Annotated in this window: 22 protein-coding genes, 1 tRNA gene and 1 pseudogene; 16 read left to right on the forward strand and 8 right to left on the reverse strand. The window is 59.9% G+C overall.

What is annotated here, in order from left to right:
• Nucleotides 1-43 precede the first annotated feature (43 nt).
• Complete coding sequence (locus tag BLO97_RS17585) at nucleotides 44-283, forward strand: sulfurtransferase TusA family protein (protein ID WP_014337032.1); 240 nt, start codon at nucleotides 44-46, stop codon at nucleotides 281-283.
• A gap of 29 nt (nucleotides 284-312) precedes the next feature.
• Nucleotides 313-1383 (forward strand): AI-2E family transporter, encoded by a 1071-nt coding sequence (locus tag BLO97_RS17590; protein ID WP_063322528.1) that lies wholly within the window; start codon nucleotides 313-315, stop codon nucleotides 1381-1383.
• Between the two features lie 125 nt (nucleotides 1384-1508).
• Here BLO97_RS17590 and BLO97_RS17595 read toward each other — a convergent pair whose 3' ends face one another.
• Together BLO97_RS17595 and BLO97_RS17600 are read right to left on the reverse strand one after the other, a co-directional pair.
• Nucleotides 1509-1982 (reverse strand): peroxiredoxin, encoded by a 474-nt coding sequence (locus BLO97_RS17595; RefSeq protein WP_092224896.1) that lies wholly within the window; start codon nucleotides 1980-1982, stop codon nucleotides 1509-1511.
• Between the two features lie 10 nt (nucleotides 1983-1992).
• On the reverse strand, nucleotides 1993-2553 hold the full coding sequence (locus BLO97_RS17600; RefSeq protein WP_003184325.1) for a glycine cleavage system transcriptional repressor: 561 nt from the start codon (nucleotides 2551-2553) through the stop codon (nucleotides 1993-1995).
• Between the two features lie 315 nt (nucleotides 2554-2868).
• Between BLO97_RS17600 and dapA the strand changes: the two genes are divergently transcribed.
• The 5 genes from dapA (at nucleotide 2869) to BLO97_RS17625 (ending at nucleotide 6557) form a co-directional block, all read left to right on the forward strand.
• The gene (gene dapA, locus BLO97_RS17605; protein ID WP_092347060.1) at nucleotides 2869-3747 is read left to right on the forward strand and encodes a 4-hydroxy-tetrahydrodipicolinate synthase; all 879 of its coding nucleotides are present in this window, start codon (nucleotides 2869-2871) and stop codon (nucleotides 3745-3747) included.
• Between the two features lie 17 nt (nucleotides 3748-3764).
• Entirely contained in the window at nucleotides 3765-4880 is a 1116-nt protein-coding gene (gene bamC, locus BLO97_RS17610; RefSeq protein ID WP_092347063.1) for an outer membrane protein assembly factor BamC, read from the forward strand.
• A gap of 4 nt (nucleotides 4881-4884) precedes the next feature.
• The gene (locus BLO97_RS17615; protein ID WP_092347066.1) at nucleotides 4885-5643 is read left to right on the forward strand and encodes an MBL fold metallo-hydrolase; all 759 of its coding nucleotides are present in this window, start codon (nucleotides 4885-4887) and stop codon (nucleotides 5641-5643) included.
• 27 nt (nucleotides 5644-5670) lie between these two features.
• Nucleotides 5671-6384: a phosphoribosylaminoimidazolesuccinocarboxamide synthase gene (gene purC, locus BLO97_RS17620; RefSeq protein WP_025212375.1), complete on the forward strand. Its 714-nt coding sequence runs from the start codon at nucleotides 5671-5673 to the stop codon at nucleotides 6382-6384.
• A gap of 83 nt (nucleotides 6385-6467) precedes the next feature.
• A tRNA-Ser gene (locus tag BLO97_RS17625) sits at nucleotides 6468-6557 on the forward strand.
• Between the two features lie 240 nt (nucleotides 6558-6797).
• Here the strand turns inward: BLO97_RS17625 and BLO97_RS17630 are convergent.
• Nucleotides 6798-7319 (reverse strand): hypothetical protein, encoded by a 522-nt coding sequence (locus tag BLO97_RS17630; protein ID WP_092347069.1) that lies wholly within the window; start codon nucleotides 7317-7319, stop codon nucleotides 6798-6800.
• Nucleotides 7277-7570 (reverse strand): type II toxin-antitoxin system TacA family antitoxin, encoded by a 294-nt coding sequence (locus BLO97_RS17635; protein ID WP_063322521.1) that lies wholly within the window; start codon nucleotides 7568-7570, stop codon nucleotides 7277-7279. The genes BLO97_RS17630 and BLO97_RS17635 overlap by 43 nt, the downstream gene beginning before the upstream one ends.
• A 790-nt stretch (nucleotides 7571-8360) precedes the next feature.
• On the opposite strand from BLO97_RS17635, the pseudogene BLO97_RS32360 reads away from it, so the two are divergent.
• The 3 genes and pseudogenes from BLO97_RS32360 to BLO97_RS17650 all read left to right on the forward strand — a co-directional run.
• A pseudogene (locus tag BLO97_RS32360) lies at nucleotides 8361-9137 on the forward strand (MCP four helix bundle domain-containing protein); the annotation flags it as partial.
• Between the two features lie 78 nt (nucleotides 9138-9215).
• The gene (locus BLO97_RS32365) at nucleotides 9216-9995 is read left to right on the forward strand and encodes a methyl-accepting chemotaxis protein (protein WP_371914903.1); all 780 of its coding nucleotides are present in this window, start codon (nucleotides 9216-9218) and stop codon (nucleotides 9993-9995) included.
• A gap of 14 nt (nucleotides 9996-10009) precedes the next feature.
• Nucleotides 10010-10756 (forward strand): phytanoyl-CoA dioxygenase family protein, encoded by a 747-nt coding sequence (locus tag BLO97_RS17650; RefSeq protein ID WP_092224890.1) that lies wholly within the window; start codon nucleotides 10010-10012, stop codon nucleotides 10754-10756.
• 11 nt (nucleotides 10757-10767) lie between these two features.
• Here BLO97_RS17650 and BLO97_RS17655 read toward each other — a convergent pair whose 3' ends face one another.
• From BLO97_RS17655 to BLO97_RS17665, 3 genes are all read right to left on the reverse strand, one after another.
• Nucleotides 10768-11136 (reverse strand): cupin domain-containing protein, encoded by a 369-nt coding sequence (locus tag BLO97_RS17655; protein WP_092347074.1) that lies wholly within the window; start codon nucleotides 11134-11136, stop codon nucleotides 10768-10770.
• A gap of 103 nt (nucleotides 11137-11239) precedes the next feature.
• The gene (locus BLO97_RS17660) at nucleotides 11240-12046 is read right to left on the reverse strand and encodes an AraC family transcriptional regulator (protein WP_092347077.1); all 807 of its coding nucleotides are present in this window, start codon (nucleotides 12044-12046) and stop codon (nucleotides 11240-11242) included.
• Nucleotides 12047-12253: 207 nt separating this feature from the next.
• Nucleotides 12254-12445 carry a YegP family protein gene (locus BLO97_RS17665; RefSeq protein WP_014337049.1) on the reverse strand — a complete coding sequence of 64 codons (192 nt, stop codon included), beginning with the start codon at nucleotides 12443-12445 and terminating at the stop codon, nucleotides 12254-12256.
• A gap of 301 nt (nucleotides 12446-12746) precedes the next feature.
• Here BLO97_RS17665 and BLO97_RS17670 point away from each other — a divergent pair, with 301 nt between their 5' ends.
• From BLO97_RS17670 to BLO97_RS17695, 6 genes are all read left to right on the forward strand, one after another.
• Nucleotides 12747-13715, forward strand: coding sequence for a glycosyltransferase family 2 protein (locus tag BLO97_RS17670; RefSeq protein WP_092224883.1), 969 nt, complete (start codon nucleotides 12747-12749; stop codon nucleotides 13713-13715).
• Between the two features lie 2 nt (nucleotides 13716-13717).
• On the forward strand, nucleotides 13718-14428 hold the full coding sequence (locus tag BLO97_RS17675; RefSeq protein ID WP_092347080.1) for a class I SAM-dependent methyltransferase: 711 nt from the start codon (nucleotides 13718-13720) through the stop codon (nucleotides 14426-14428).
• Between the two features lie 44 nt (nucleotides 14429-14472).
• Complete coding sequence (locus BLO97_RS17680) at nucleotides 14473-14808, forward strand: GtrA family protein (RefSeq protein ID WP_063325150.1); 336 nt, start codon at nucleotides 14473-14475, stop codon at nucleotides 14806-14808.
• Complete coding sequence (locus BLO97_RS17685; protein WP_092347083.1) at nucleotides 14805-16892, forward strand: DUF6311 domain-containing protein; 2088 nt, start codon at nucleotides 14805-14807, stop codon at nucleotides 16890-16892. Before BLO97_RS17680 ends, BLO97_RS17685 begins: the two co-directional genes overlap by 4 nt.
• Nucleotides 16893-17120: 228 nt before the next feature.
• Complete coding sequence (locus BLO97_RS17690) at nucleotides 17121-18044, forward strand: LysR family transcriptional regulator (RefSeq protein ID WP_063322512.1); 924 nt, start codon at nucleotides 17121-17123, stop codon at nucleotides 18042-18044.
• A gap of 103 nt (nucleotides 18045-18147) precedes the next feature.
• Nucleotides 18148-18513 (forward strand): 5-carboxymethyl-2-hydroxymuconate Delta-isomerase, encoded by a 366-nt coding sequence (locus BLO97_RS17695; protein ID WP_063322511.1) that lies wholly within the window; start codon nucleotides 18148-18150, stop codon nucleotides 18511-18513.
• Nucleotides 18514-18516: 3 nt separating this feature from the next.
• Here the strand turns inward: BLO97_RS17695 and BLO97_RS17700 are convergent, their stop codons facing one another.
• Entirely contained in the window at nucleotides 18517-19449 is a 933-nt protein-coding gene (locus BLO97_RS17700; protein ID WP_092148569.1) for a LysR family transcriptional regulator, read from the reverse strand.
• Between the last annotated feature and the right edge of the window lie 99 nt (nucleotides 19450-19548).

Genomic DNA, 19548 nt, shown 5'->3' on the forward strand with positions numbered 1-19548 from the left:
CAGATATTCTAGGCCGCTCAACGATCTGCCGCGGAGTGAACCCATGACCGATGCTGTAGCCCACGATGCCGAACTGGACGCCAGCGGCCTGAACTGTCCGTTGCCGTTGCTCAAGGCCAAGCTGGAACTCAATCGCCTGGCCAGCGGCAGTGTGCTCAAGGTGATCGCCACGGATGCGGGCTCGCAACGTGATTTTCGCACCTTCGCCCGATTGGCCGGTCATACGCTGCTGCGTGAAGAAGACGATAACGGCGTCTACCGTTACTGGCTGAAAAAGGCCTGAAAACCCACAGCGTCTCTTAAGGATTTTTAATGTTCAAAGTGTTACGCGACTGGATCCAGCGCTACTTCTCCGATGAAGAAGCTGTGGTCCTGGCGGTGCTGCTGTTCCTGGCCTTTGCCGCCGTGCTCACCCTGGGCGGCATGCTCGCGCCGGTGCTGGCGGGGATGGTGCTGGCGTACCTGATGCAAGGTTTGGTCACGACTTTGGAGCGCTTGCGGTTGCCGGGTGCGGTGGCGGTGGGCTTGGTGTTCGCCCTGTTCATGGGCTTGTTGTTGGTGTTCATAATCGTGATCGTGCCGCTGCTCTGGCACCAGTTGGTGACGCTCTTCAACGAGTTGCCGGGGATGCTTGCCAAATGGCAGTCCGTGCTGTTGCTGTTGCCCGAGCGTTATCCGCATCTGGTGTCCGACGAGCAGGTGTTGCAAGCCATTGAAGTCGTGCGCGGCCAGATCGGCAAGTTCGGCCAATGGGCGCTGACGTTTTCGCTGTCCAGCCTGCCGCTTCTGGTCAACATCATGATCTACCTGGTGCTGGTGCCGATCCTGGTGTTCTTCTTCCTCAAGGACCGGGAAATGATCGGTCGTTGGGTCCGAGGCTACCTGCCGCGTGAGCGGGCGCTGATTACCCGAGTGGCTCAGGAGATGAATCGGCAGATCGCCAATTACATTCGCGGAAAAGTCATCGAGATTTTCATCTGCGGCGGCGTGACCTATATCGGTTTCGTGACCATGGGGCTCAATTACGCCGCCCTGCTGGCGCTGCTGGTGGGCATTTCAGTGGTGGTGCCTTACGTTGGCACCGTGGTGGTGACCGTGCCGGTGGCCTTGATTGCGCTGTTCCAGTGGGGCTGGAGCGATCAGTTCATCTACCTGATGGCGGTCTACGGGATTATCCAGACGCTGGACGGCAACGTGCTGGTCCCGCTGCTGTTCTCCGAGGCGGTGAACCTGCACCCGGTGGCGATCATCTGTGCGGTGCTGTTGTTTGGCGGGCTGTGGGGGTTCTGGGGTGTGTTCTTCGCGATCCCCCTGGCGACCCTGTTCAAGGCGGTGCTGGATGCGTGGCCGAGCAAGGAGCCGGTTGTCGCGCCGTTGTTGTAGCTGATCCATCGGTTGGGGCTGATGGCCTCATCGCGAGCAAGCTCGCTCCCACAGGGTTCTATTGAACATCACAGATCCCATGTGGGAGCTTGCTCGCGATGGCGCCAGTACAGGCAGCGAGAATTTCAGCCCTTGTCGAGGGCCTGAGCCGCCGCCAACACCGCATCCACATGCCCCGGCACCTTCACGCCACGCCATTCCTGGCGCAGCACGCCGTTCTTGTCGATCAGGAAGGTGCTGCGATCAACGCCCAGGTATTCCTTGCCATAGAGTTTTTTCAGCTTGATCACGTCGAACAGCTGGCAGACGGCCTCGTCCTTGTCGCTGATCAGCTCGAACGGGAACTCCTGCTTGCACTTGAAATTCTCGTGGGACTTGAGGCTGTCCCGGGAGACGCCGAACACTTCGGTGTTGGCGGCCTGGAACTGCGCATACTGGTCCCGAAAACCCTGGCCTTCGGTGGTGCAGCCCGGGGTGCTGTCCTTGGGGTAGAAGTAGATCACCACCTGTTTGCCCTTGAGGGCGGCGAGGCTGATGGTCTGTCCGCTGGTGGCGGGTGCCTGGAAATCGGTAACCGGCTGGTCGACTGCAACGGCCATGAACGCTTCCTTACATTGGGTTTTGTGGGCGCCACGGTTCGATCAGGGCATCGAGGTTCATCGCATCGGCGAAATCCAGGAACTGATCGCGCAGCCAACTGATCTGGGTGCCGGCCGGCAGGGTCACGGTGAACGTGGCATTGAGCATGGTGCCGCCGGTCTGCGGGGCCTGGTAGGTGTCGCAGGTCAGGTTTTCCAGCTCGACGTGATGGTCCATGAAGAACTGGCACAGCTCGTTGATGATGTCCGGACGGTAGGCCGAGCTCACATAGGCCACGTAGGGCAGGGCCTGGGGACGGTTCTCCAGCGCGGCGCTACGCACCACGTTGACGGTGAAGGCATGCTTCTTGGCCAGCACCGGCAGGCTGCCTTCCAGGCGAGCCAGGGCGTCCCAGCTGCCGGAGATCTCGAGCACGAGCGCACTGCATTCGCCGTGACGGGTCAGACGTGAGGTCACGACGGCGCAGCGATTTTCATGGCTGGCGCGGCACAGGACGTTAGTCAGCTCCATGGGGTTGGCGCCAAGGGCACTGATAACAAGGAATTGTTCGCGGACTGTGGGGGTGGACATGCAGCATTCCTAAAGCGATGAGCGGTCGGTACTTTTGCCGCTCGATACAGCGCCAGGCCCGGAAAAACGAACGGCTCAAGCCTTGTGCCCGGGGTTGCGCTGCATTCCACGACAGCTGGAACGCACCGGGACAAACCCGGGATCGGGGCTTGCGGCGACGAAAACGGAGGCTGGAAACCGGCATATGAGCTTGTCGGTACCGATCAAAGCCTGAAGGGTAGCGAAAACCATCGCCAAGGGGAATGGTAGTTCGCTTGTACAAGCATCTTGGCGCCAGTACCATTACCGCTCTCTTTTTCCGGCAGGAGCGGTTTCATGATTGCGGGCAGTATGGTGGCACTGGTCACACCCATGGATGCACAAGGGCATCTTGACTGGGCCAGCCTCAGCAAACTCGTGGACTTCCACCTTGAGAACGGCACCCATGCCATTGTCGCTGTCGGTACCACCGGCGAGTCGGCAACCCTCGACGTCAATGAGCACATCGAAGTCATCCGTGCCGTGGTCAAGCAGGTCAACGGTCGCATCCCCGTCATCGCCGGCACCGGCGCCAACTCGACCCGCGAGGCCGTCGAGCTGACCCGCAACGCCAAGGAAGCCGGTGCCGACGCTTGCCTGCTGGTCGTTCCGTACTACAACAAGCCGACCCAGGAAGGCTTGTACCAGCACTTCAAGCACATTGCCGAAGCCGTCGATATCCCGCAGATCCTCTATAACGTTCCCGGCCGCACCTCCTGCGACATGCAGGCCGAGACCGTGATCCGCCTGTCCACCGTGCCGAACATCATCGGCATCAAGGAAGCCACCGGCGACATGAAGCGCGCCAAGGCCATCCTCGATGGCGTGAGCAAGGACTTCATCGTGCTGTCCGGTGATGATCCGACAGCGGTCGAGCTGATCCTGCTGGGCGGCAAGGGCAACATCTCCGTCACCGCCAACGTTGCTCCGCGCGAAATGGCCGACCTGTGCGAGGCCGCGCTCAAGGGCGACGCCGAGACTGCGCGGGCAATCAACGCAAAACTGATGCCGTTGCACAAGGACCTGTTCATCGAGGCCAACCCGATTCCGGTGAAGTGGGCCTTGGTTGAAATGGGCCTGATGCACGAAGGCATCCGCCTGCCACTGACCTGGCTGAGCATCCCCTGTCACGAACCGCTGCGGCAGGCCATGCGCCGGTCCGGCGTCCTGGTTTAATTGAGGAAGTACAACGCATGAAGCGAATGGCCGGACTTTCCGCACTTGCCTTGATTATCTCCAGCACCAGCGGCTGCGGATGGATCTGGGGACCGGAAGGTTACTTCCGCGACCGTGGTAGCGATTACCTGCAGGCGCAACAGACTGCACCGATGCAACTGCCGCAAGACGTCAGCGTCGCCAAGCGCCTTGATCCGCTGCTGCCGATCCCGCGCAACGTCGCCGACGACAGCGTCAAGGGCGAATACATCGTCCCACGTCCACAGCCGCTGTCGGCCGTGGCCGATGCCAGCGACTACACCCTGCAGAAGAGCGGCGACTCCAACTGGGTCATGGGCCAGCATCCACCGGCCGAAGTCTGGCCAGTGGCGATCCAGTTCTTCCAGGACAACGGTTTCCGCCTGGACGAACAGCGCCCACAAACTGGCGAATTCACCACCACCTGGCAGCGCTCCGATGAACTGTCTGCTGCCATGGCCAAGCGCATGAGCGCCGCCGGTGTCGCGGCCGACAGCGAAACCCGCGTGCGGGTGCGTATCGAGCCGGGCGTGCAGCGCAACACCAGTGAGGTCTATGTGGTCAGCGCCGAGCGACCTGCCGGCAGCACCGCCGACGTGGCCTTCACCAACCGTTCGGTCAATACCGGCCTCGACGCTGCGCTGGTGGACGACATGCTCGCCAGCATGAGTCGTAACGCGGAGCAGGGCGGTTCGGTCTCGATGCTGGCGTCCAAGGAGTTCGATGCGCCGAGCCGCGTCAGCCTGAGCGAAGATGGCAGCGGCAACCCGGTGCTCAACGTCGGCTCCGACCTGGACCGTGCCTGGTCGAGCGTTGGCCGCGCGCTGGAGCAGGGCGAGTGGCGCGTTGAAGACATCAACCGCAGCCTGGGCCTGTACTACATCAACCTCGCTGAAAAGGCCGAGAGGAAAGACGAGAAGCCTGGCTTCTTCAGTGGCCTATTCGGCAGCAAGCCGGACAAGGAAGAAATCGAGGCGCGCGCCGAGCGTTATCAGGTTCGCCTGAGCAAGGTCGGCGACAACGTCCAGGTCACCGTCGAGAAGAACATCAATACCGTGGCGCCGGCTGATGTGGCCCGCAAGGTGTTGGGCGTGATTCAGGACAACCTGGGCTGATCCGATGCGTTTTTCCGTTCTCGGCAGCGGTAGCCAAGGGAACGGCACGCTGGTAGCCAGCGCCGGCACGTATGTGTTGGTCGATTGTGGTTTCTCCCTGCGGGAAACCGAGAAGCGCCTGTTGCGCCTGGGGGTGCACCCGGCGCAACTGAGCGCGATACTCGTGACCCACGAACATGCCGACCACGTGCATGGCGTGGGTTTGCTGTCTCGGCGCTACAATCTGCCGGTGTACCTGAGCCGTGGGACACTGGCAGGCCTGCGCAAGCCCATCGAGCCGGCCGGCTTCGTGGCCGGTGGCGAGCAACTGCGCATCGGTTGCCTGGATATCAGCGTGGTCAGCGTGGCGCACGATGCCCGGGAACCGACGCAATATGTGTTCAGCGACGGCGAGCGGCGCTTCGGGCTGTTGACCGACCTGGGGTCGTATTGCGACAGGGTGATGGACAGTTATCGGGACCTCGATGCGTTGATGATCGAGTCCAACCACTGCCGCGACATGTTGGCGCGTGGTTACTACCCGTACTTCCTCAAGCAGCGGGTAGGCGGGGAACACGGGCATTTGAACAACCACCAGGCAGCGTTCCTGGTGGCCGAGTTGGGCTGGCAAGGCCTGCAACACCTGGTCCTGGCCCATCTGAGCAGCAAGAACAACCTGCCGCAGCTGGCCCGGCAATGTTTTGTCGACGCCCTCGGGTGCGACCCGGACTGGCTGCAACTGGCCGATCAAGATTCAGGGCTCGACTGGCGACATATCGCCTAGCCCACTACTTAGCAAGCGGAGCCCATCATGGAAAAACGTGAAGAACTCTACCGCGGCAAAGCCAAGTCGGTTTACAAGACCGACGACGCTGACCGCTTGATCCTGCTGTTTCGCAACGACACCTCGGCGTTCGACGGCAAGCGCATCGAACAGCTGGACCGCAAGGGCATGGTGAACAACAAGTTCAACGCCTTCATCATGCAGAAGCTCGAAGCCGCCGGCGTGCCGACCCAGTTCGACAAGCTGCTGGGCGACAACGAATGCCTGGTCAAGAAGCTGGACATGATCCCGGTCGAATGCGTCGTGCGTAACTACGCCGCCGGCAGCCTGGTCAAGCGCCTGGGCGTGGAAGAGGGCATGAAACTCAACCCCTACACCTTCGAGCTGTTCCTGAAGGACGACGCCAAGGGCGACCCGTTCATCAACGAATCCCACGTCGTGGCATTCGGTTGGGGCACCGCCGAGCAACTGGCCCGCATGAAGGAATTGTCCCTCAAGGTCAACGAAGTACTGACCAAGCTGTTCGACGACGCCGGCCTGCTGCTGGTGGACTTCAAGCTTGAATTCGGCGTGTTCAGCGACGGCTCCATCGTCCTGGGCGACGAGTTCAGCCCGGACGGCTGCCGCCTCTGGGACAAGGACACCAAGAAGAAGATGGACAAGGACCGCTTCCGCCAGGGCCTCGGTGACGTCATCGAAGCCTACGAAGAAGTCGCCCAGCGCCTGGGTGTGCCGCTGTAATCGACGCAAGCATCTGATAGCACGGAAAAAATTTCGCTCGGGGGTTCGCTTCCGGCGAATGTGCTGGTATGATGCGCGCCACTGGAGAGATGCCGGAGTGGCCGAACGGGACGGATTCGAAATCCGTTGTACTGGCGACAGTACCTAGGGTTCAAATCCCTATCTCTCCGCCATTATTGAATACGACTAAGCCCCTGAAATGGTTGAACATTTCAGGGGCTTTTTCGTTTCTGGCGTTTGGTCCGGGGCATGACTGGAACCCATCGGGAAAACGGGGACAGACCCTGTTTCGCTTGGACAGCGTGAGCAATTCGCAAAAGCGCCGATCCCCGGCACTCTGATGCGGTGCGGATGAACATGCTAAGCCGTCGATATACTGTGGACCTTGGGATGGGGCGTGGTCCGTCAAAAAGCTATCGGAGTGGCAACATCAGCGTAATAGGTGAAAGCCCTGAGCACGGTATAAATCCTGCGTGCTTGGCATAAAAGTCCGACAGACGCTGGTCAAGCGGATGGACAATCATTGCAGTAGAACCGATGGTTTCAGACGCGATAATTGCTCGTTCAACCGCATCTTGAAGCAAGCCGATAGCGAAGCCCCGGCCTTGTGCTGCCTCAGTGACGCCCATGCGTCCCAACAAGGTCACTGGGTGCACACTTGGGGAATTGCGCTGACGGCTTTTCGGAACGACATTCTCCCGAGCAATCGATCCACTCGACAGTGTGTAATAGCCCATGACGACCAACGTGTTCTTGCGACAGACAACGTACACAACGGCTTGCTTGGAGGCTTGGGCTTTACGCGCCGTTTTTTGAAGATAATCGTTGATCGACGCTACGCCTGAATCGAACTCGTCCAGGATGTGGTCGTCGTTCAGCTTTTCTGGAGCCCTCAGCTCCACGGTTTGGGCCTTTCGAGAAGTTGAAGCAGACATTTGTTACCTTGAATTGGATTGGCTTCCAAGGCCTGTTCAAATGCGTCAAATGCAACGTCATCGAGAAGGAACAGCCGCTTATCAAGGATGACTTCCTCTGCTTTCTGACAAGCAGCTTCCAAGATAAAGCTGGTTCGATCACGACCAGACATGGCAGCTGCCAAATCGATCAGGTTCCGTTTTTTTTCATCCGCCCTCATGTTGATGGGGACGGGCTTGGATCTTTCGATTTTTTCAATATTTACGGTCATGTTGATTCCCGCCTTGGAGGTGCCTCGGTGCTTCGCTTAATGTGATCAGTCGTTGGAAAGATCTATCGATTTAGATTCGATGCCGTTGAGTCGGCTTCGTGGTTAACACTATATCAGCGTGTAGCTATTGTCTATACGCGTGTATCGTTTGGCTATACGGGCTGCGCCGCTGGCAACCCCGTCAAACCCGCTCCGCGACCCGCGTATCAACGGGCGTTCCGGGCACTGAAAGCCTTTGCAAGGGTGGTCGCATCCAGTCCGAGACCCCCCACCATTTTCAACCGCTCGATGCGGCTCAGCCATCTGATCCCATCCGTTCGGGTGAGCGACGAAAGTGGTACAGCCCATAGCGATCTGGGTGCCGGCTTTGTTTGCCAATAGAGTATTGGCAGCCCAGGCATTCGCGGGCCGAGACCATTGGATCGAGTGAGACGCGGGAGGTATTGCGTCCGCCAAGCGCTAGACTCTGTACGAATCCCGAGGAAACCCGATCGTCGCCAAACCCAAGCCGCTCTTACGAACGACGCTTGGACTATAGAGCCCTTCTGGAAAAATCATCAATCAGATGATGAGTCAGAAAACTCCTAAATTATGTGGGCGGGAAGTGTCAGAAAACTCCCGCAGCTATTGCCTCCCCCCGCCTTTTTTTATCCCGCCCCCCCCCCTCAGCGACCTGCATAACCCCGGTGTCTGCCAGACCCAAAGCTTTGTAACAATTGGACTAATGGTCTATAGCTCAAGGCATGGCTGCCGATAGGTAGGTTAATCCCCATGAAAGGAGTGACACCCCATGCTGCGGTTTTTTGCCGATCTGGGCTTTCGCTGGAAAATCACCCTTCCGATCGCATTCCTGGCTGTGTTGCTGGTGCTGATGGGGTGGGCGGGCATGCGCGGTATCGGTCAGGTGACTGAATCCAGTACGCAATTGACCAAGCGTTATCTGCCGGCGATCAGCCTGCTGCTCAACGCCGACCGTGATCTTTATCAGGCTTTCGTCGCCGAGCGCAGCCTGCTGGATGGTCATGCAAACGAGCATTTGAAAGCGCTGAGCACCAGTCATGGCGAGAATGCGAAGCAGGCTTATGACCGCGTGCAGAAATATGCCGCGATGCAGCCCGGTGCCGAGGCGCAGGCGTTGGTCAGTCAGTTCAATGACAGCTTCGGGAAATGGATGCAGGTGTCGCGGCGGGTCCTCGAACTGTCTGTAGGCGATCCGCAGGGCGCCAGTGCCCTGAGTTTTGGTGACAGTGAGCGCCTGTTCGAAACCATGCGCGACTCTATCGACAAGCTGGGTGAGCTAGAGGATGCGGCGTCGCATCGCGAAGGCGACGCAGCGATTGAAAACGGTGAGACGGTCGGCGTGCATCAAGGCGTGATTCTGCTGGTCGGCTTGCTTGGTTGCATCCTGGTGCTTGTCGTTCTGCCACTTGTGGTGCTGAGCCCTATGCGTCGACTGCTGCACCGCGTCGAGCAGATTGCCGAGGGCGGCGGCGATCTGAAAGGGCGTCTGGAGGTACGCTCGGCCGATGAGTTGGGCCAGCTCGGCAGCGCCTTCAACCGCTTTCTCGACAAGTTGCAGCCGTTGATCGCCGAGGTTGGACGGGTGACAGGTGAAGTAGATTCCGCCGCCCGCGCCATGGCCGATATGGCCGCGACGAATGACCGGTTGATCAGCAGCGAACATGCGGCGCTCGATCAGGTCAGCACCGCTGCGACCCAGATGAGCGCAGCGGTGCATGAAGTCGCGCATAACGCGGCGAACGCCTCGGGCGCCGCGCAACAGGCGAGCAGCCAGTCTCGTGACGGTGCCGAGGTGGTCAGCAGTACCATCGAATCGATCCGTCAGTTGGCCCAGGAAGTGGAGAGCGCTTCGGGCACGATCGAGGCATTGGCCCAGGAAACCTCCAGTATTGGCGCCGTGCTTGAGGTGATCCGTGGCATTGCCGAACAGACCAACCTGTTGGCGCTGAACGCTGCCATCGAAGCCGCGCGGGCCGGTGAGCAGGGCCGCGGTTTTGCCGTGGTGGCCGATGAAGTGAGGGCGCTTGCGGCGCGCACACAGGATTCGACCAAGGACATTCAGGTTCGCATCGAGCGGTTGCAGAGCGGTGTCGCCAAGGCTGTACAAGCCATGCACGTGGGCAGCACCAAGGCCCGCGATAGCGTCGAACGTGCCGCGGGTGTCGATCAGGTGCTTAGCGGTACCGGCGGTTCGATCCAGCAGATCAATGACATGGCCGCGCAAATCGCAAGTGCTTGCGAGGAGCAAAGCAGCGTCACCGAAGAGATCGCCCGCAACATCTCCGATATCCGCGACTTGTCCAACGAAGCGGCAGCGAACTCTGCCCAGAGCATGCATGCCAGCCAACAGCTTTCCAGCCTGTCGAGAAACCTGGCAGAACTGATCGGCCGCTTCCGCACCTGAAGCAGGAGGGTGTCGTGTCCACTGACGATCAGCTCCGTGCGCTGCATCAGGACGGTTTTGTCCTGATGCCCGGCGTGTTGGATGCCCGACAGATCGCCGACCTGCGCCATGCCATCGACCAATTGAAGCCCCAGCATTGGGACTACAGCGGTGTCATCGATCATTACAAATGTGTGTTCAATCGCGATCCGTTCTGGCTACCGTTCCTGGATGTGGCCGGGGTGATCGAGCTGGCCGAGGCAGCCCTGGGCGATGATTGCCATGTCATCGGCCAAACGGCCTGGCGCTGCCATCCCGGTTTTACCGGGGCACCGTTGCACCTGGATTATCTGGCGATGCAATTGCCGCCAGGGCTGTTGGCCGACCCTGCCTTTGAACTGCCGATGCAGGTTTTTACCGCGCAGTTTTACCTGGATGACATCGACGCCGACTTGAGCCCGACCCAGGTCATTCCGGGCAGCCACAAAGCCGGCCGGGCACCCGTGAAGGGCGAAACGCAGTGGCAAGGGCGCCCCGCGCAGCCCGTGCTGTGCCGGGCGGGCGATGTGCTGATACTGCGCAGTGAGTTATGGCACGCCGGTAGCGATAACCGGACCGCCGACCGCACGCGTTACATGCTTCAGGTGCACTATGGTCGGCGGATGGTCGCGCAGAAGTTCTCACCTTATTTGCATTGGCAGTTCAATCCTGTGGTCTTGGTCGCCGCGACACCTCGTCAGCGGCGGTTGTTGGGCGATCACCAGGAAGCTGAATACGATTGAGCCTGGCTCAGTCAGATCCACACATCATTGACTGCCGTTCGCTCATTGGTTTGTTCGCCGGTATTGAGGACACCACGTGGTTCGATCAGCAGCAGTTTCACTTCGTGCGCGGCGCTGGGCTTGTGCTCGACACCTTTTTTGACCACGTACATTTCGCCCGGCCCTATGGTCACCGCACCGTCGCGAAAGTCGATATGCAACTGGCCCTCCAGCACGATGAAGGTTTCATCGGTGTCGGCGTGGGTGTGCCAGATGAATTCGCCTTCGAGCCGGACGATCTTGAATTGGTAGTCATTCATTTCGGCCACGACTTTCGGTGCCCATTGTTCGTGGAACAGTGCGTATTTCTGAGCGAAGTTGATGGGGGCGTAGTGGGTCATCGAGGCATGCTCCTCAGGTGGGTGGTGAGCTGTACCTTACTGTCGGGGCCTGGGTGTCGTATTGGATGATCGTGCAGCTTTTTGTCGTGCCCAGCCTGTGCCTTCAGCGCAGCATTTTCAGCCAGCGTGCCGGTGAAATACCGAAGGCCTGGGTGTGCAGTCGAGTCATGTGGCCCTGATCGAAAAAACCACAGGCCAGGGCTACTTCGCTCAGCGGCATGCCATGGAATACCAGGCGCCGGGCTTCGTTCAAGCGGCGCTGGGTGATGTAGCGATAGGGACTGGTGCCATACAGTGCCCGGAAATCCCGGGACAGGCTCCATCGATCCCGGCCGCTGGCCTGCACCAGGTCGTCCAGTGTGATCGTCTGCTGGAGGGCATCATGGATGAACAGGCGGGCACGCTCTGCCGCGGGGTAGTCGATCAGCCGCCGCCCACGTCGGCTGCCGGCTGCGATGTCGAGTGCCTGGGCCACATCGTAGATGGCGTCCTCTTCCTCCAGCGGATCGAGGGGATGATCCAGGCCGTTCAATAGTCGACGGGTCGCGATGTTGAGGCGAGGGTCGTTGGACAATCCTCCTTCGATGAAGGGCAATGGCTTGCCCCCCAGCACTTGCTGGATCACCGACGGTTCTATGTAGAACATCCGGTAGCGAAAACCCTCGTTCGTCCCGGCTTCGCCATCGTGCGCCTCGTCCGGATGCAGGACGATGGTGCCGCCAGGCTGGCTGTGGCGCTTGCTGTGGCGATAATTGAAGCTCTGCACGCCGGAAAGTGTGATTCCGATGGCGTAGGTGTCGTGGCGATGGGTGGTGTAGCCATGCCCGCTGAAATAGGCCTCGATGCGTTCCATTTTCCTCGATTCGGGCGCCCGCACCAGCCAGTCGCGATTATGGATTGATCGAGTCATTGCACCAGCCTCCTGCTTTTGTCCGCATACCCTACCTGCCTGAAAACCTTCGTTACAGCAAAAAAGCTCAGGCTGCAAACTGCTCACTTGAGGCGATTGAACCCGTGGCGAGGGAGCTTGCTCCCGCTCGGTTGCGCAGCAACCGCAAAATCATAGGGCCGCTTCGCAGCCCAGCGGGAGCCAGCTCCCTCGCCACAATGATTCGGCTCAGATCTCCTTCACAGGCGTTTCGCCCTGGACATTCTTGATCAGCCCGATGACGTGAAGGCAGTCACTCTTGTTCACATAGGATTCGCCGCTGGCGATCGTTTCGTGGTTGCCGGCTCTCAAGCGCCAGCGCCATTGGCCTTTTCCAGTGCTCGGGGTGCCTCGGGTCTGTCGATAGATTTCAAAATACATCGGTTCGCTCCCTGCGATTCATTCAGTCAAGACATGCGTTGGACATGTGGCTGCCAGCCTAGCCAAGTGGCGGGTTTTGGCTACGGGAAATTCGTTTCCATTGGTTATTAAATATTGCTGGGCATGAGCCTGGAAAGAGGGTTCGACTTTCTGTAGGAAAAAAGTCATGTTGCGAACACACGGTCCGATGAAGTTCCGGTTTGATCCTTGCGTTGCCCTGCTCGGTCCTGCTTAATACGTTTCGACGCCTAGGGCCGCAAGCCGATGGGACTGAAAACACTATAAGAAAAAGAGCTATCAAGTGACTGAATATCCAGGAACGGATCTGCAAGGTCGTCTAGCGCTTTCGCTTGTCATTCCGGTCTACAACGAAGTCCAGTCCATCGATGTGTTCATGGCCAGGATCGACCAGGTCTTTGCCCATGAAGCGCTGGTGAGCCTGGAGCTGGTGTTCGTCAACGACGGCAGCGTGGACGACACATTGGTGCTGCTGCTGGAACGGCAGAAGACCGATCCGCGCATCCGAGTCGTCGACCTGAGTCGCAACTTCGGCAAGGAGGCGGCGTTGAGTGCCGGCCTGCAAGCCGCTCGTGGCCAGGCGGTGGTGCCGATCGATGTCGATTTGCAAGACCCTCCCGAAGTAATCCTGGAAATGATTGCCCACTGGCGCAACGGTGCCGAGGTGGTGCTGGGCCATCGGATCAACCGCGACTCCGACTCCTGGGCCAAGCAGGTTTCCGCCAACGGGTTCTACCGGCTGCACAATAAAATCGCCGACCACAAGCTGCCGGAGAATGTCGGCGATTTTCGCTTGATGGATCGCTGCGTGGTCGATGCCCTGCAAACCCTGCCTGAATCTCGCCGCTTCATGAAAGGGCTGTTTGCCTGGGTAGGATTCCGCACCACCTACGTGGATTACGTCAGGCCTGAACGGGCCGCCGGTGAAAGCAAGTTCAATGGCTGGCGCCTGTGGAATTTTGCTCTTGAAGGCATCACCAGCTTCAGCACCGAACCGCTGCGTATCTGGACGTACCTGGGGCTTTGCGTCTCGCTGGTGTCTTTTGCGTTCGCCATCTTCATCGTACTGCGAACCCTGATTTCCGGGGTGGACCTGCCGGGCTATGCTTCGCTGATGGTGGCGGTCACGTTCCTGGGTGGGTTGCAACTGATCGGCATCGGCGTGCTGGGTGAGTACCTGGGCCGCACCTACATCGAATCCAAGCGCCGACCGATTTTCCTGGTGCGGCGCCTCTATGACGCCAAGGACTGACCATGGACCTTAAGGAAACCGATATCCTCGGTCCCGATATCGAGCAGCATTGGTACTACCGGTCGAAAGCGCGCGCCATGCTGCACATGCTCAAGGGCACCTCGGCCAGTACGCTGCTGGACGTGGGGGCCGGGTCGGGCTTTTTTTCCCATCACCTGCTGACCCATACCGCAACGGCCCAGGCCTGGTGCGTGGACATCAGTTATCCGGCCGACTCCGACGCCAGTACCGCCGGTAAACCGGTCCGCTACCGCCGTGCCATCGACACGCTGGACGCTGACCTGGTGTTGCTGATGGACGTGCTGGAGCATGTGGATGATGACGTGGGGCTGCTCAAGGCCTACGTCGACAAAGTGCCGTCGGGCAGCCGCTTCCTGATCACCGTGCCGGCGTTCCAGTTTCTCTGGAGCGGGCATGATGATTTTCTCGAGCATAAGCGCCGCTACACCCTCAAACAGCTGGAAAGTGTCGTGGCGCAGGCGGGTTTGCAGGTCCAGCAAGGTGCGTATTACTTCGCCCTGGTATTTCCCATTGCCGCCGCCCTGCGCCTGTTGCAGCGCAAGGCGTCCGGCGCCTCGGCCAAGTCGCAGCTTGCGCGTCATCATCCGCTGGTCAATGGCGTGTTGAGGTCACTGTGCAGCCTGGAGCGTCCGTTCATGGGCGCCAATCGTATGGTCGGCCTGACGGTGTTCTGCCTGGCGCAGAAGCTGTGACCTGGACGCACTCGCCGTTGCTGCGCCGTGCCTTGCGCTTTGCCATGACGGGCTTGGTTGTCACCGTAGTCCATGTGGTGGCTGCCGTGCTGTTTGTGCACCTGATCCTGGCAAACCCGCCACTGGCCAATGGTTTCGCCTTTGTCGTGGCGACCGTGGTGTCGTACCTGGTCAACACCCTATGGAGCTTTTCCAGTCGCTTGCATGGCCGTACCCTTGGTCGTTTCGTGGTGGTATCGATCGGCGGGTTCGGGCTGGCGATGCTGGTGGCCTGGGGCGCCCAGCGCGTCGGCCTGGATTACCTGGCGGGCATCGCCGCCGTGGCGCTGATTATCCCGGTGTTCACCTTCATCCTGCATAATTTCTGGACGTATCGATGACCGTTCGTGGTGAGCGTTACTGGGGCTGCTTATTGCCCATCCTGTTGGGCGCGCTGGCATTCCTGCTGGTGATCGGGCCACGGGTATTGGACCCCACGAACATCGCCTGGCTGGGGGAGGGCGATACGACAACCCATTACTTGGGCTGGGCGTTTTTCCGCAGTTCACCCTGGACCTTTCCGTTGGGCATGAACCCTTCCTATGGTTTGGAGTTGGGCAACGGCATCATTTTTTCCGATTCCAATCCGTTGCTGGCGTTCCTGTTCAAGCCCTTCAGCGGCTGGCTGCCCGAGACGTTCCAGTATTTTGGCCTGTGGTTGCTGGCCTGTTTCATCCTGCAAGCCTGGTTCGCCTGGAAACTGCTCGGCCTGCTGACGCCGTCACTGTGGATCAGGCTGTTGGGCGCCGGGTTGTTTGTGTTTTCGCCGCCGATGTTTCTGCGCATGGGCGGGCATTTGTCGTTGTCCGGGCATTTCCTGATTCTGGCGGCCTTGTACCTGGCGCTGCGTCCTGGTTTGCAGAAGCGACGGCTGGCCTGGGGCGTGCTGTTGGCCGCGACAGCGTTGGTGCATGCCTACTTGTTGGCCATGGTGGCGTTGATCTGGCTGGCCGACCTCGCCAACCAGGCCATCAAGGGTCGCTTGTCCCGACGCGATGCCTTGATCGAGCTGAGCGGTTTGTTTTTGCTGGTTGCGTTCTGTTGCTGGCAGGCCGGTTATTTCAGTGTGGGTGGCGGGACCGTATCGGGTGGTTATGGCCTGTACCGCTTGAATGTACTGTCGCTGGTCGACCCCAGTGGCTGGTCCTACATCGTGCGGGACCTGCCCGAGGGGCCCGGGGACTATGAAGGGTTCAATTACCTGGGACTGGGAGTCCTGATCCTGGCGATCTGTGCCGCTGCGGCACTGCTGCAAGGCAATACCGGTCTGGTGAGTGCCGTGCGCCACAGAGGGTTGTTGCTGTGGGCGCTGTTCGGGTTGACGCTGTTTTCGCTGACCAACACCCTCGGTATCGGCGTGCTGGATGTGCATTACTGGCTGCCCGGAAGCCTGGAGAAGCTGGCGAATGTCTTTCGCGCGTCTGGCCGGATGTTCTGGCCGGTGTTCTACGCCATCGTATTTGCCGTCATTTTCCTGGTGATCCGCGGCAACAAACCACGGGCGGCGGCGTGTCTGTTGGCCATCGCCCTGCTGGTGCAAGTCCTGGATACACGCGCTGGATGGGCAGGCCTGCGCCAGAGCCGGATGATGCCGGCCGCCTCCAGTTGGTCCACCTCCATGAATGATCCATTCTGGGCCAGTGCGGCCAGCCACTATTCGAAAGTCCGGACGCTGCTGCCGCAGAACCAGCCGGACAACTGGCTGCTGACCAGCCAATACGCCCTGAAGCATGGATTGGAAACCGATGGCGTGTACCTGGGGCGCATGGGCACCCGGGAGATCGAACAAGCCCAGCGACGCGCCGCGCAGATGCTTGCCAGCGGCGAGTATGCAGCGGATTCGCTGTACATCCTCGACCCTGGCGCCGCGCTCCAGGCGGCGAAGACCGTCAATCGCCAGACCGACCTGTTGACCCGTATCGATGGCCTCGTGGTGCTGGCGCCGGGTTGGAAGTCATGTGCCCAATGCCCATCGTTTGCCGATGAGACGCTGGACGTGCAGGTGAAGATCGGCGAGCGCCAGGTGTTCAGCCGAATCAACCCGATGTTGGCCAGTGGCTGGGGACGCGTCGAGGATTGGGGCACCTGGTCGGAAGGGACCGAGGCTGAGATTGTCTTGCGCATTGCGCCAGAAGCGCGCGTCCTCTCGATAGACGCGGCGGCGTTCGTGCAGCCCCCCCTGCATACGCGCCAGCGAGTGGACGTCTCGATCAACGGTGTGGCGGCGTTGTCGACGCAGTTCACGCGCCTGCAAGACAACACCCTTGAACTGCCCCTGACACCGGCTATTCGTGAAACGATGGGCACGGATGGGTCGTTGCGCGTGCATTTTCATTTACCCGATGCCATCAGCCCCAAGGCGCTGGGGCTGGGAGGTGATGAGCGAGTCATGGCGCTGGGGCTGAAATCGCTGATCGTGAGGTAGGGTTTTTTTCATTGTGGCGAGGGAGCTTGCTCCCGCTCGGTTGCGCAGCAACCGCAAAATCTTGGGGCCGCTTCGCAGCCCAGCGGGAGCAAGCTCCCTCGCCACAAAAGCAGGGTGCCGCTCCCAATTTCTTCGACGGTATTACGCAGGCGCTTAACCTTTTTGCGCATAGACGCACAACCCCAGGCGTTTCTACACTGCAGCCAATCAAGGGATGGAGGGCAGTGGATGAACCGCAACGAATTGCGCAAGGCCGACATCAACCTGATGGTGGTTTTCGAAACGCTGATGCTTGAGCGTAACGTGACACGGGTGGCGGAAAAACTGTTCCTGGGCCAACCGACCATCAGCTCGGCCCTCAATCGTTTGCGCAAAATGTTCAACGACCCGTTGTTCATTCGCGTCGGTCACCGCATGGAGCCGACGGCCCGGGCTGAAGAAATCATTCGGCATCTGTCTCCGGCGCTCGATTCGCTGTCGGTGGCCTTGAGCCTGACCCACGATTTCGACCCCACCAGCAGCACCATGACGTTTCGCATCGGCCTGTCGGACGACGTCGAGTTCGGCCTCTTGCCGCCCCTGTTGAGCAGCCTGCGGCAAGAGGCGCCGAAAATTGTGTTCGTGGTCCAGCACGTCGATTACTGGCGCATCCCCGATTTGCTGGCATCGGGCGACATCACCGTGGGCATCAGCCAGACTCGCGGCCTGCCGGCCAACGCCAAGCGCAAATTGTTGCGACACATCCAGCCCCGCGTGTTGCGCGCCGATGCGTCGGACACGCCGCTGACCCTGGACGAGTATTGCGCGCGACCTCATGTGCTGGTGTCCCATACCGCGAACGTCGCCGGGTTTGTCGATGAATGGCTGGCCGAGATCGGACGCACACGCCAGGTCGTGCTGTCGGTGCCGCAATACAGCGCATTGCCGGCATTGCTGGCCGGCACTGACCTGATCGCCAGCTTGCCGGACTATACCGCCGCCGCCATGGCGGCTTCGGGGCAACTGTTCAACGAACCCTTTCCTTTCAAGACCCCGACCCTGGATTTGTCCATGGTCTGGCTGAGCCATGTCGACAGCGACCCGGCCGAGCGCTGGTTGCGGTCACGGTTGGAGGCCTTCATGGGCGAGCGTGAGGTCTCGGTACAACCCTGACACCGGCCCGCAGCGAAACAAAAACTGCCCCAACGTTTAAAGTCGGGGTAAGGTTGTGACGGCTGAAATCCCCTTGTCATATTTTCGAATCGGAGTCGAACACATGCCTCACCTGCACATGGAGTACACCGCCAACCTGCCCGAGCTGAAGGCCGATGTTGCATTGCTGCGCCTGAACAATGCGCTGGTGGCTTCTGGTCAATTCGCGGCCGAGCTGGACATCAAGAGCCGGGCCGTGAAGCTCGAGACGTTCCGGGTGGGCACGGGGCTGGGCGAGCGAGGTTTCGTGCATGTGAAGCTGGCCTTGCTAAGCGGTCGCTCGACGGAAATCAAGAAGCAACTGGCCGATAGCCTGCTGGCCGTGATCCAGGAACTGGGGCCATGGCCGGCCGACGTTAGCGTGCAACTGTGCGTGGAAATCCTCGACATCGATCGAGGCCCGTATGCCAAGGCCTTGATCGGTCAATGACGTTCAGGTGTCGCGGGCGGCGCAGGCCTTGATGATCTGTTCGCGCAGCCAGGCGTTGGCACTGTCCTGATCGACGGCCAGGCTCCACTGCATGTTCAGGGTGAACCCCGGCAGGCCCTGGGGCGCTTCGTGATGATTGAAGATTGCCTCGTTGGCCAGCAATTTCTGGATACGGCGGGGCAGGGTCAGGATGAAGTCGGTGCCGGTGATCATCTTCAGTGCGGCACTGTAGCTGTTGGCGCGGGCGGCAATCTGGCGTTGTTGTGCCTGCTGCGACAGCCAGCCGTCCACCATGTTGGTCGCTGACGACCAGGGCGTCGGAAACACGTGTCGGCGCCGTACGAAAGACTGAAGGCTCAGTTGCGGTTCAAGTGGCGTCGCCCGTTTATCCACGACACAAACCAGGTCCTCCTCCAGCAACTGCCGGGATTTGAAATCGGCATGGTTGCTGTGGAAGTTCGGGCCGAAGCAGATCACCAGGTCCAGGCTGCCGTCGCGCAGCTCTTCGGCGGGGATGTCGGCTTCGAGCTTGTGCACGTTCACCGCCACCGGCAGATTGGCGTAATCGAAGCCTTGCAGCAGTTGCGGCAGGATCAACTGTTCGAAATATTCCGGTGCGCAAATATTGAAGGTAATGGCTTGCCGGGTCGGATCGAAGGTGGGTGTACCGGCATGGCACAGGTTGATGCTTTGCAAAATGGCGCGCACATGCTCGTACATGCCCTCGGCCTTATAGGTGGGGCGCATGCCGGTGCGGGTGTTGATGAATAGCTCGTCTTCGAAACAGGTTCGCAGTTTCTTGAGGCAATAACTGACGGTTGACTGACTGACGCACAATGCCTCGGACACGCCGGTGACACTGCTTTGCTCGTACACGGCGCTAAACACCATGAGGTCTTGCATGTCGAGCTTTCTGAGGGAGTTACTGTTCAGCATCCGTTCTGTCTCTCGCTGTGCTCCTTGCGCGGATTTTGCGCAAACCAGGCCGATGATCCTAACGGAACGATCGTGCCAAGAGAATGCCAGGCAGGCGCT

It is taken from the genome of Pseudomonas sp. NFACC05-1 (assembly GCF_900100135.1).
Taxonomy (GTDB): Bacteria; Pseudomonadota; Gammaproteobacteria; order Pseudomonadales; family Pseudomonadaceae; genus Aquipseudomonas; species Aquipseudomonas fluorescens_Q.

Excerpts from the sequence above, each read along its gene's own strand:
- BLO97_RS17585 (WP_014337032.1), top strand. The coding sequence starts at position 44 with ATGACCGATGCTGTAGCCCACGATGCCGAACTGGACGCCAGCGGCCTG.
- BLO97_RS17590 (WP_063322528.1), top strand. The coding sequence starts at position 313 with ATGTTCAAAGTGTTACGCGACTGGATCCAGCGCTACTTCTCCGATGAA.
- BLO97_RS17595 (WP_092224896.1), bottom strand. The coding sequence starts at position 1,982 with ATGGCCGTTGCAGTCGACCAGCCGGTTACCGATTTCCAGGCACCCGCC.
- BLO97_RS17600 (WP_003184325.1), bottom strand. The coding sequence starts at position 2,553 with ATGTCCACCCCCACAGTCCGCGAACAATTCCTTGTTATCAGTGCCCTT.
- dapA (WP_092347060.1), top strand. The coding sequence starts at position 2,869 with ATGATTGCGGGCAGTATGGTGGCACTGGTCACACCCATGGATGCACAA.
- bamC (WP_092347063.1), top strand. The coding sequence starts at position 3,765 with ATGAAGCGAATGGCCGGACTTTCCGCACTTGCCTTGATTATCTCCAGC.
- BLO97_RS17615 (WP_092347066.1), top strand. The coding sequence starts at position 4,885 with ATGCGTTTTTCCGTTCTCGGCAGCGGTAGCCAAGGGAACGGCACGCTG.
- purC (WP_025212375.1), top strand. The coding sequence starts at position 5,671 with ATGGAAAAACGTGAAGAACTCTACCGCGGCAAAGCCAAGTCGGTTTAC.
- BLO97_RS17630 (WP_092347069.1), bottom strand. The coding sequence starts at position 7,319 with ATGTCTGCTTCAACTTCTCGAAAGGCCCAAACCGTGGAGCTGAGGGCT.
- BLO97_RS17635 (WP_063322521.1), bottom strand. The coding sequence starts at position 7,570 with ATGACCGTAAATATTGAAAAAATCGAAAGATCCAAGCCCGTCCCCATC.
- BLO97_RS32365 (WP_371914903.1), top strand. The coding sequence starts at position 9,216 with ATGGCCGCGACGAATGACCGGTTGATCAGCAGCGAACATGCGGCGCTC.
- BLO97_RS17655 (WP_092347074.1), bottom strand. The coding sequence starts at position 11,136 with ATGACCCACTACGCCCCCATCAACTTCGCTCAGAAATACGCACTGTTC.
- BLO97_RS17660 (WP_092347077.1), bottom strand. The coding sequence starts at position 12,046 with ATGACTCGATCAATCCATAATCGCGACTGGCTGGTGCGGGCGCCCGAA.
- BLO97_RS17665 (WP_014337049.1), bottom strand. The coding sequence starts at position 12,445 with ATGTATTTTGAAATCTATCGACAGACCCGAGGCACCCCGAGCACTGGA.
- BLO97_RS17675 (WP_092347080.1), top strand. The coding sequence starts at position 13,718 with ATGGACCTTAAGGAAACCGATATCCTCGGTCCCGATATCGAGCAGCAT.
- BLO97_RS17680 (WP_063325150.1), top strand. The coding sequence starts at position 14,473 with ATGACGGGCTTGGTTGTCACCGTAGTCCATGTGGTGGCTGCCGTGCTG.
- BLO97_RS17685 (WP_092347083.1), top strand. The coding sequence starts at position 14,805 with ATGACCGTTCGTGGTGAGCGTTACTGGGGCTGCTTATTGCCCATCCTG.
- BLO97_RS17690 (WP_063322512.1), top strand. The coding sequence starts at position 17,121 with ATGAACCGCAACGAATTGCGCAAGGCCGACATCAACCTGATGGTGGTT.
- BLO97_RS17695 (WP_063322511.1), top strand. The coding sequence starts at position 18,148 with ATGCCTCACCTGCACATGGAGTACACCGCCAACCTGCCCGAGCTGAAG.
- BLO97_RS17700 (WP_092148569.1), bottom strand. The coding sequence starts at position 19,449 with ATGCTGAACAGTAACTCCCTCAGAAAGCTCGACATGCAAGACCTCATG.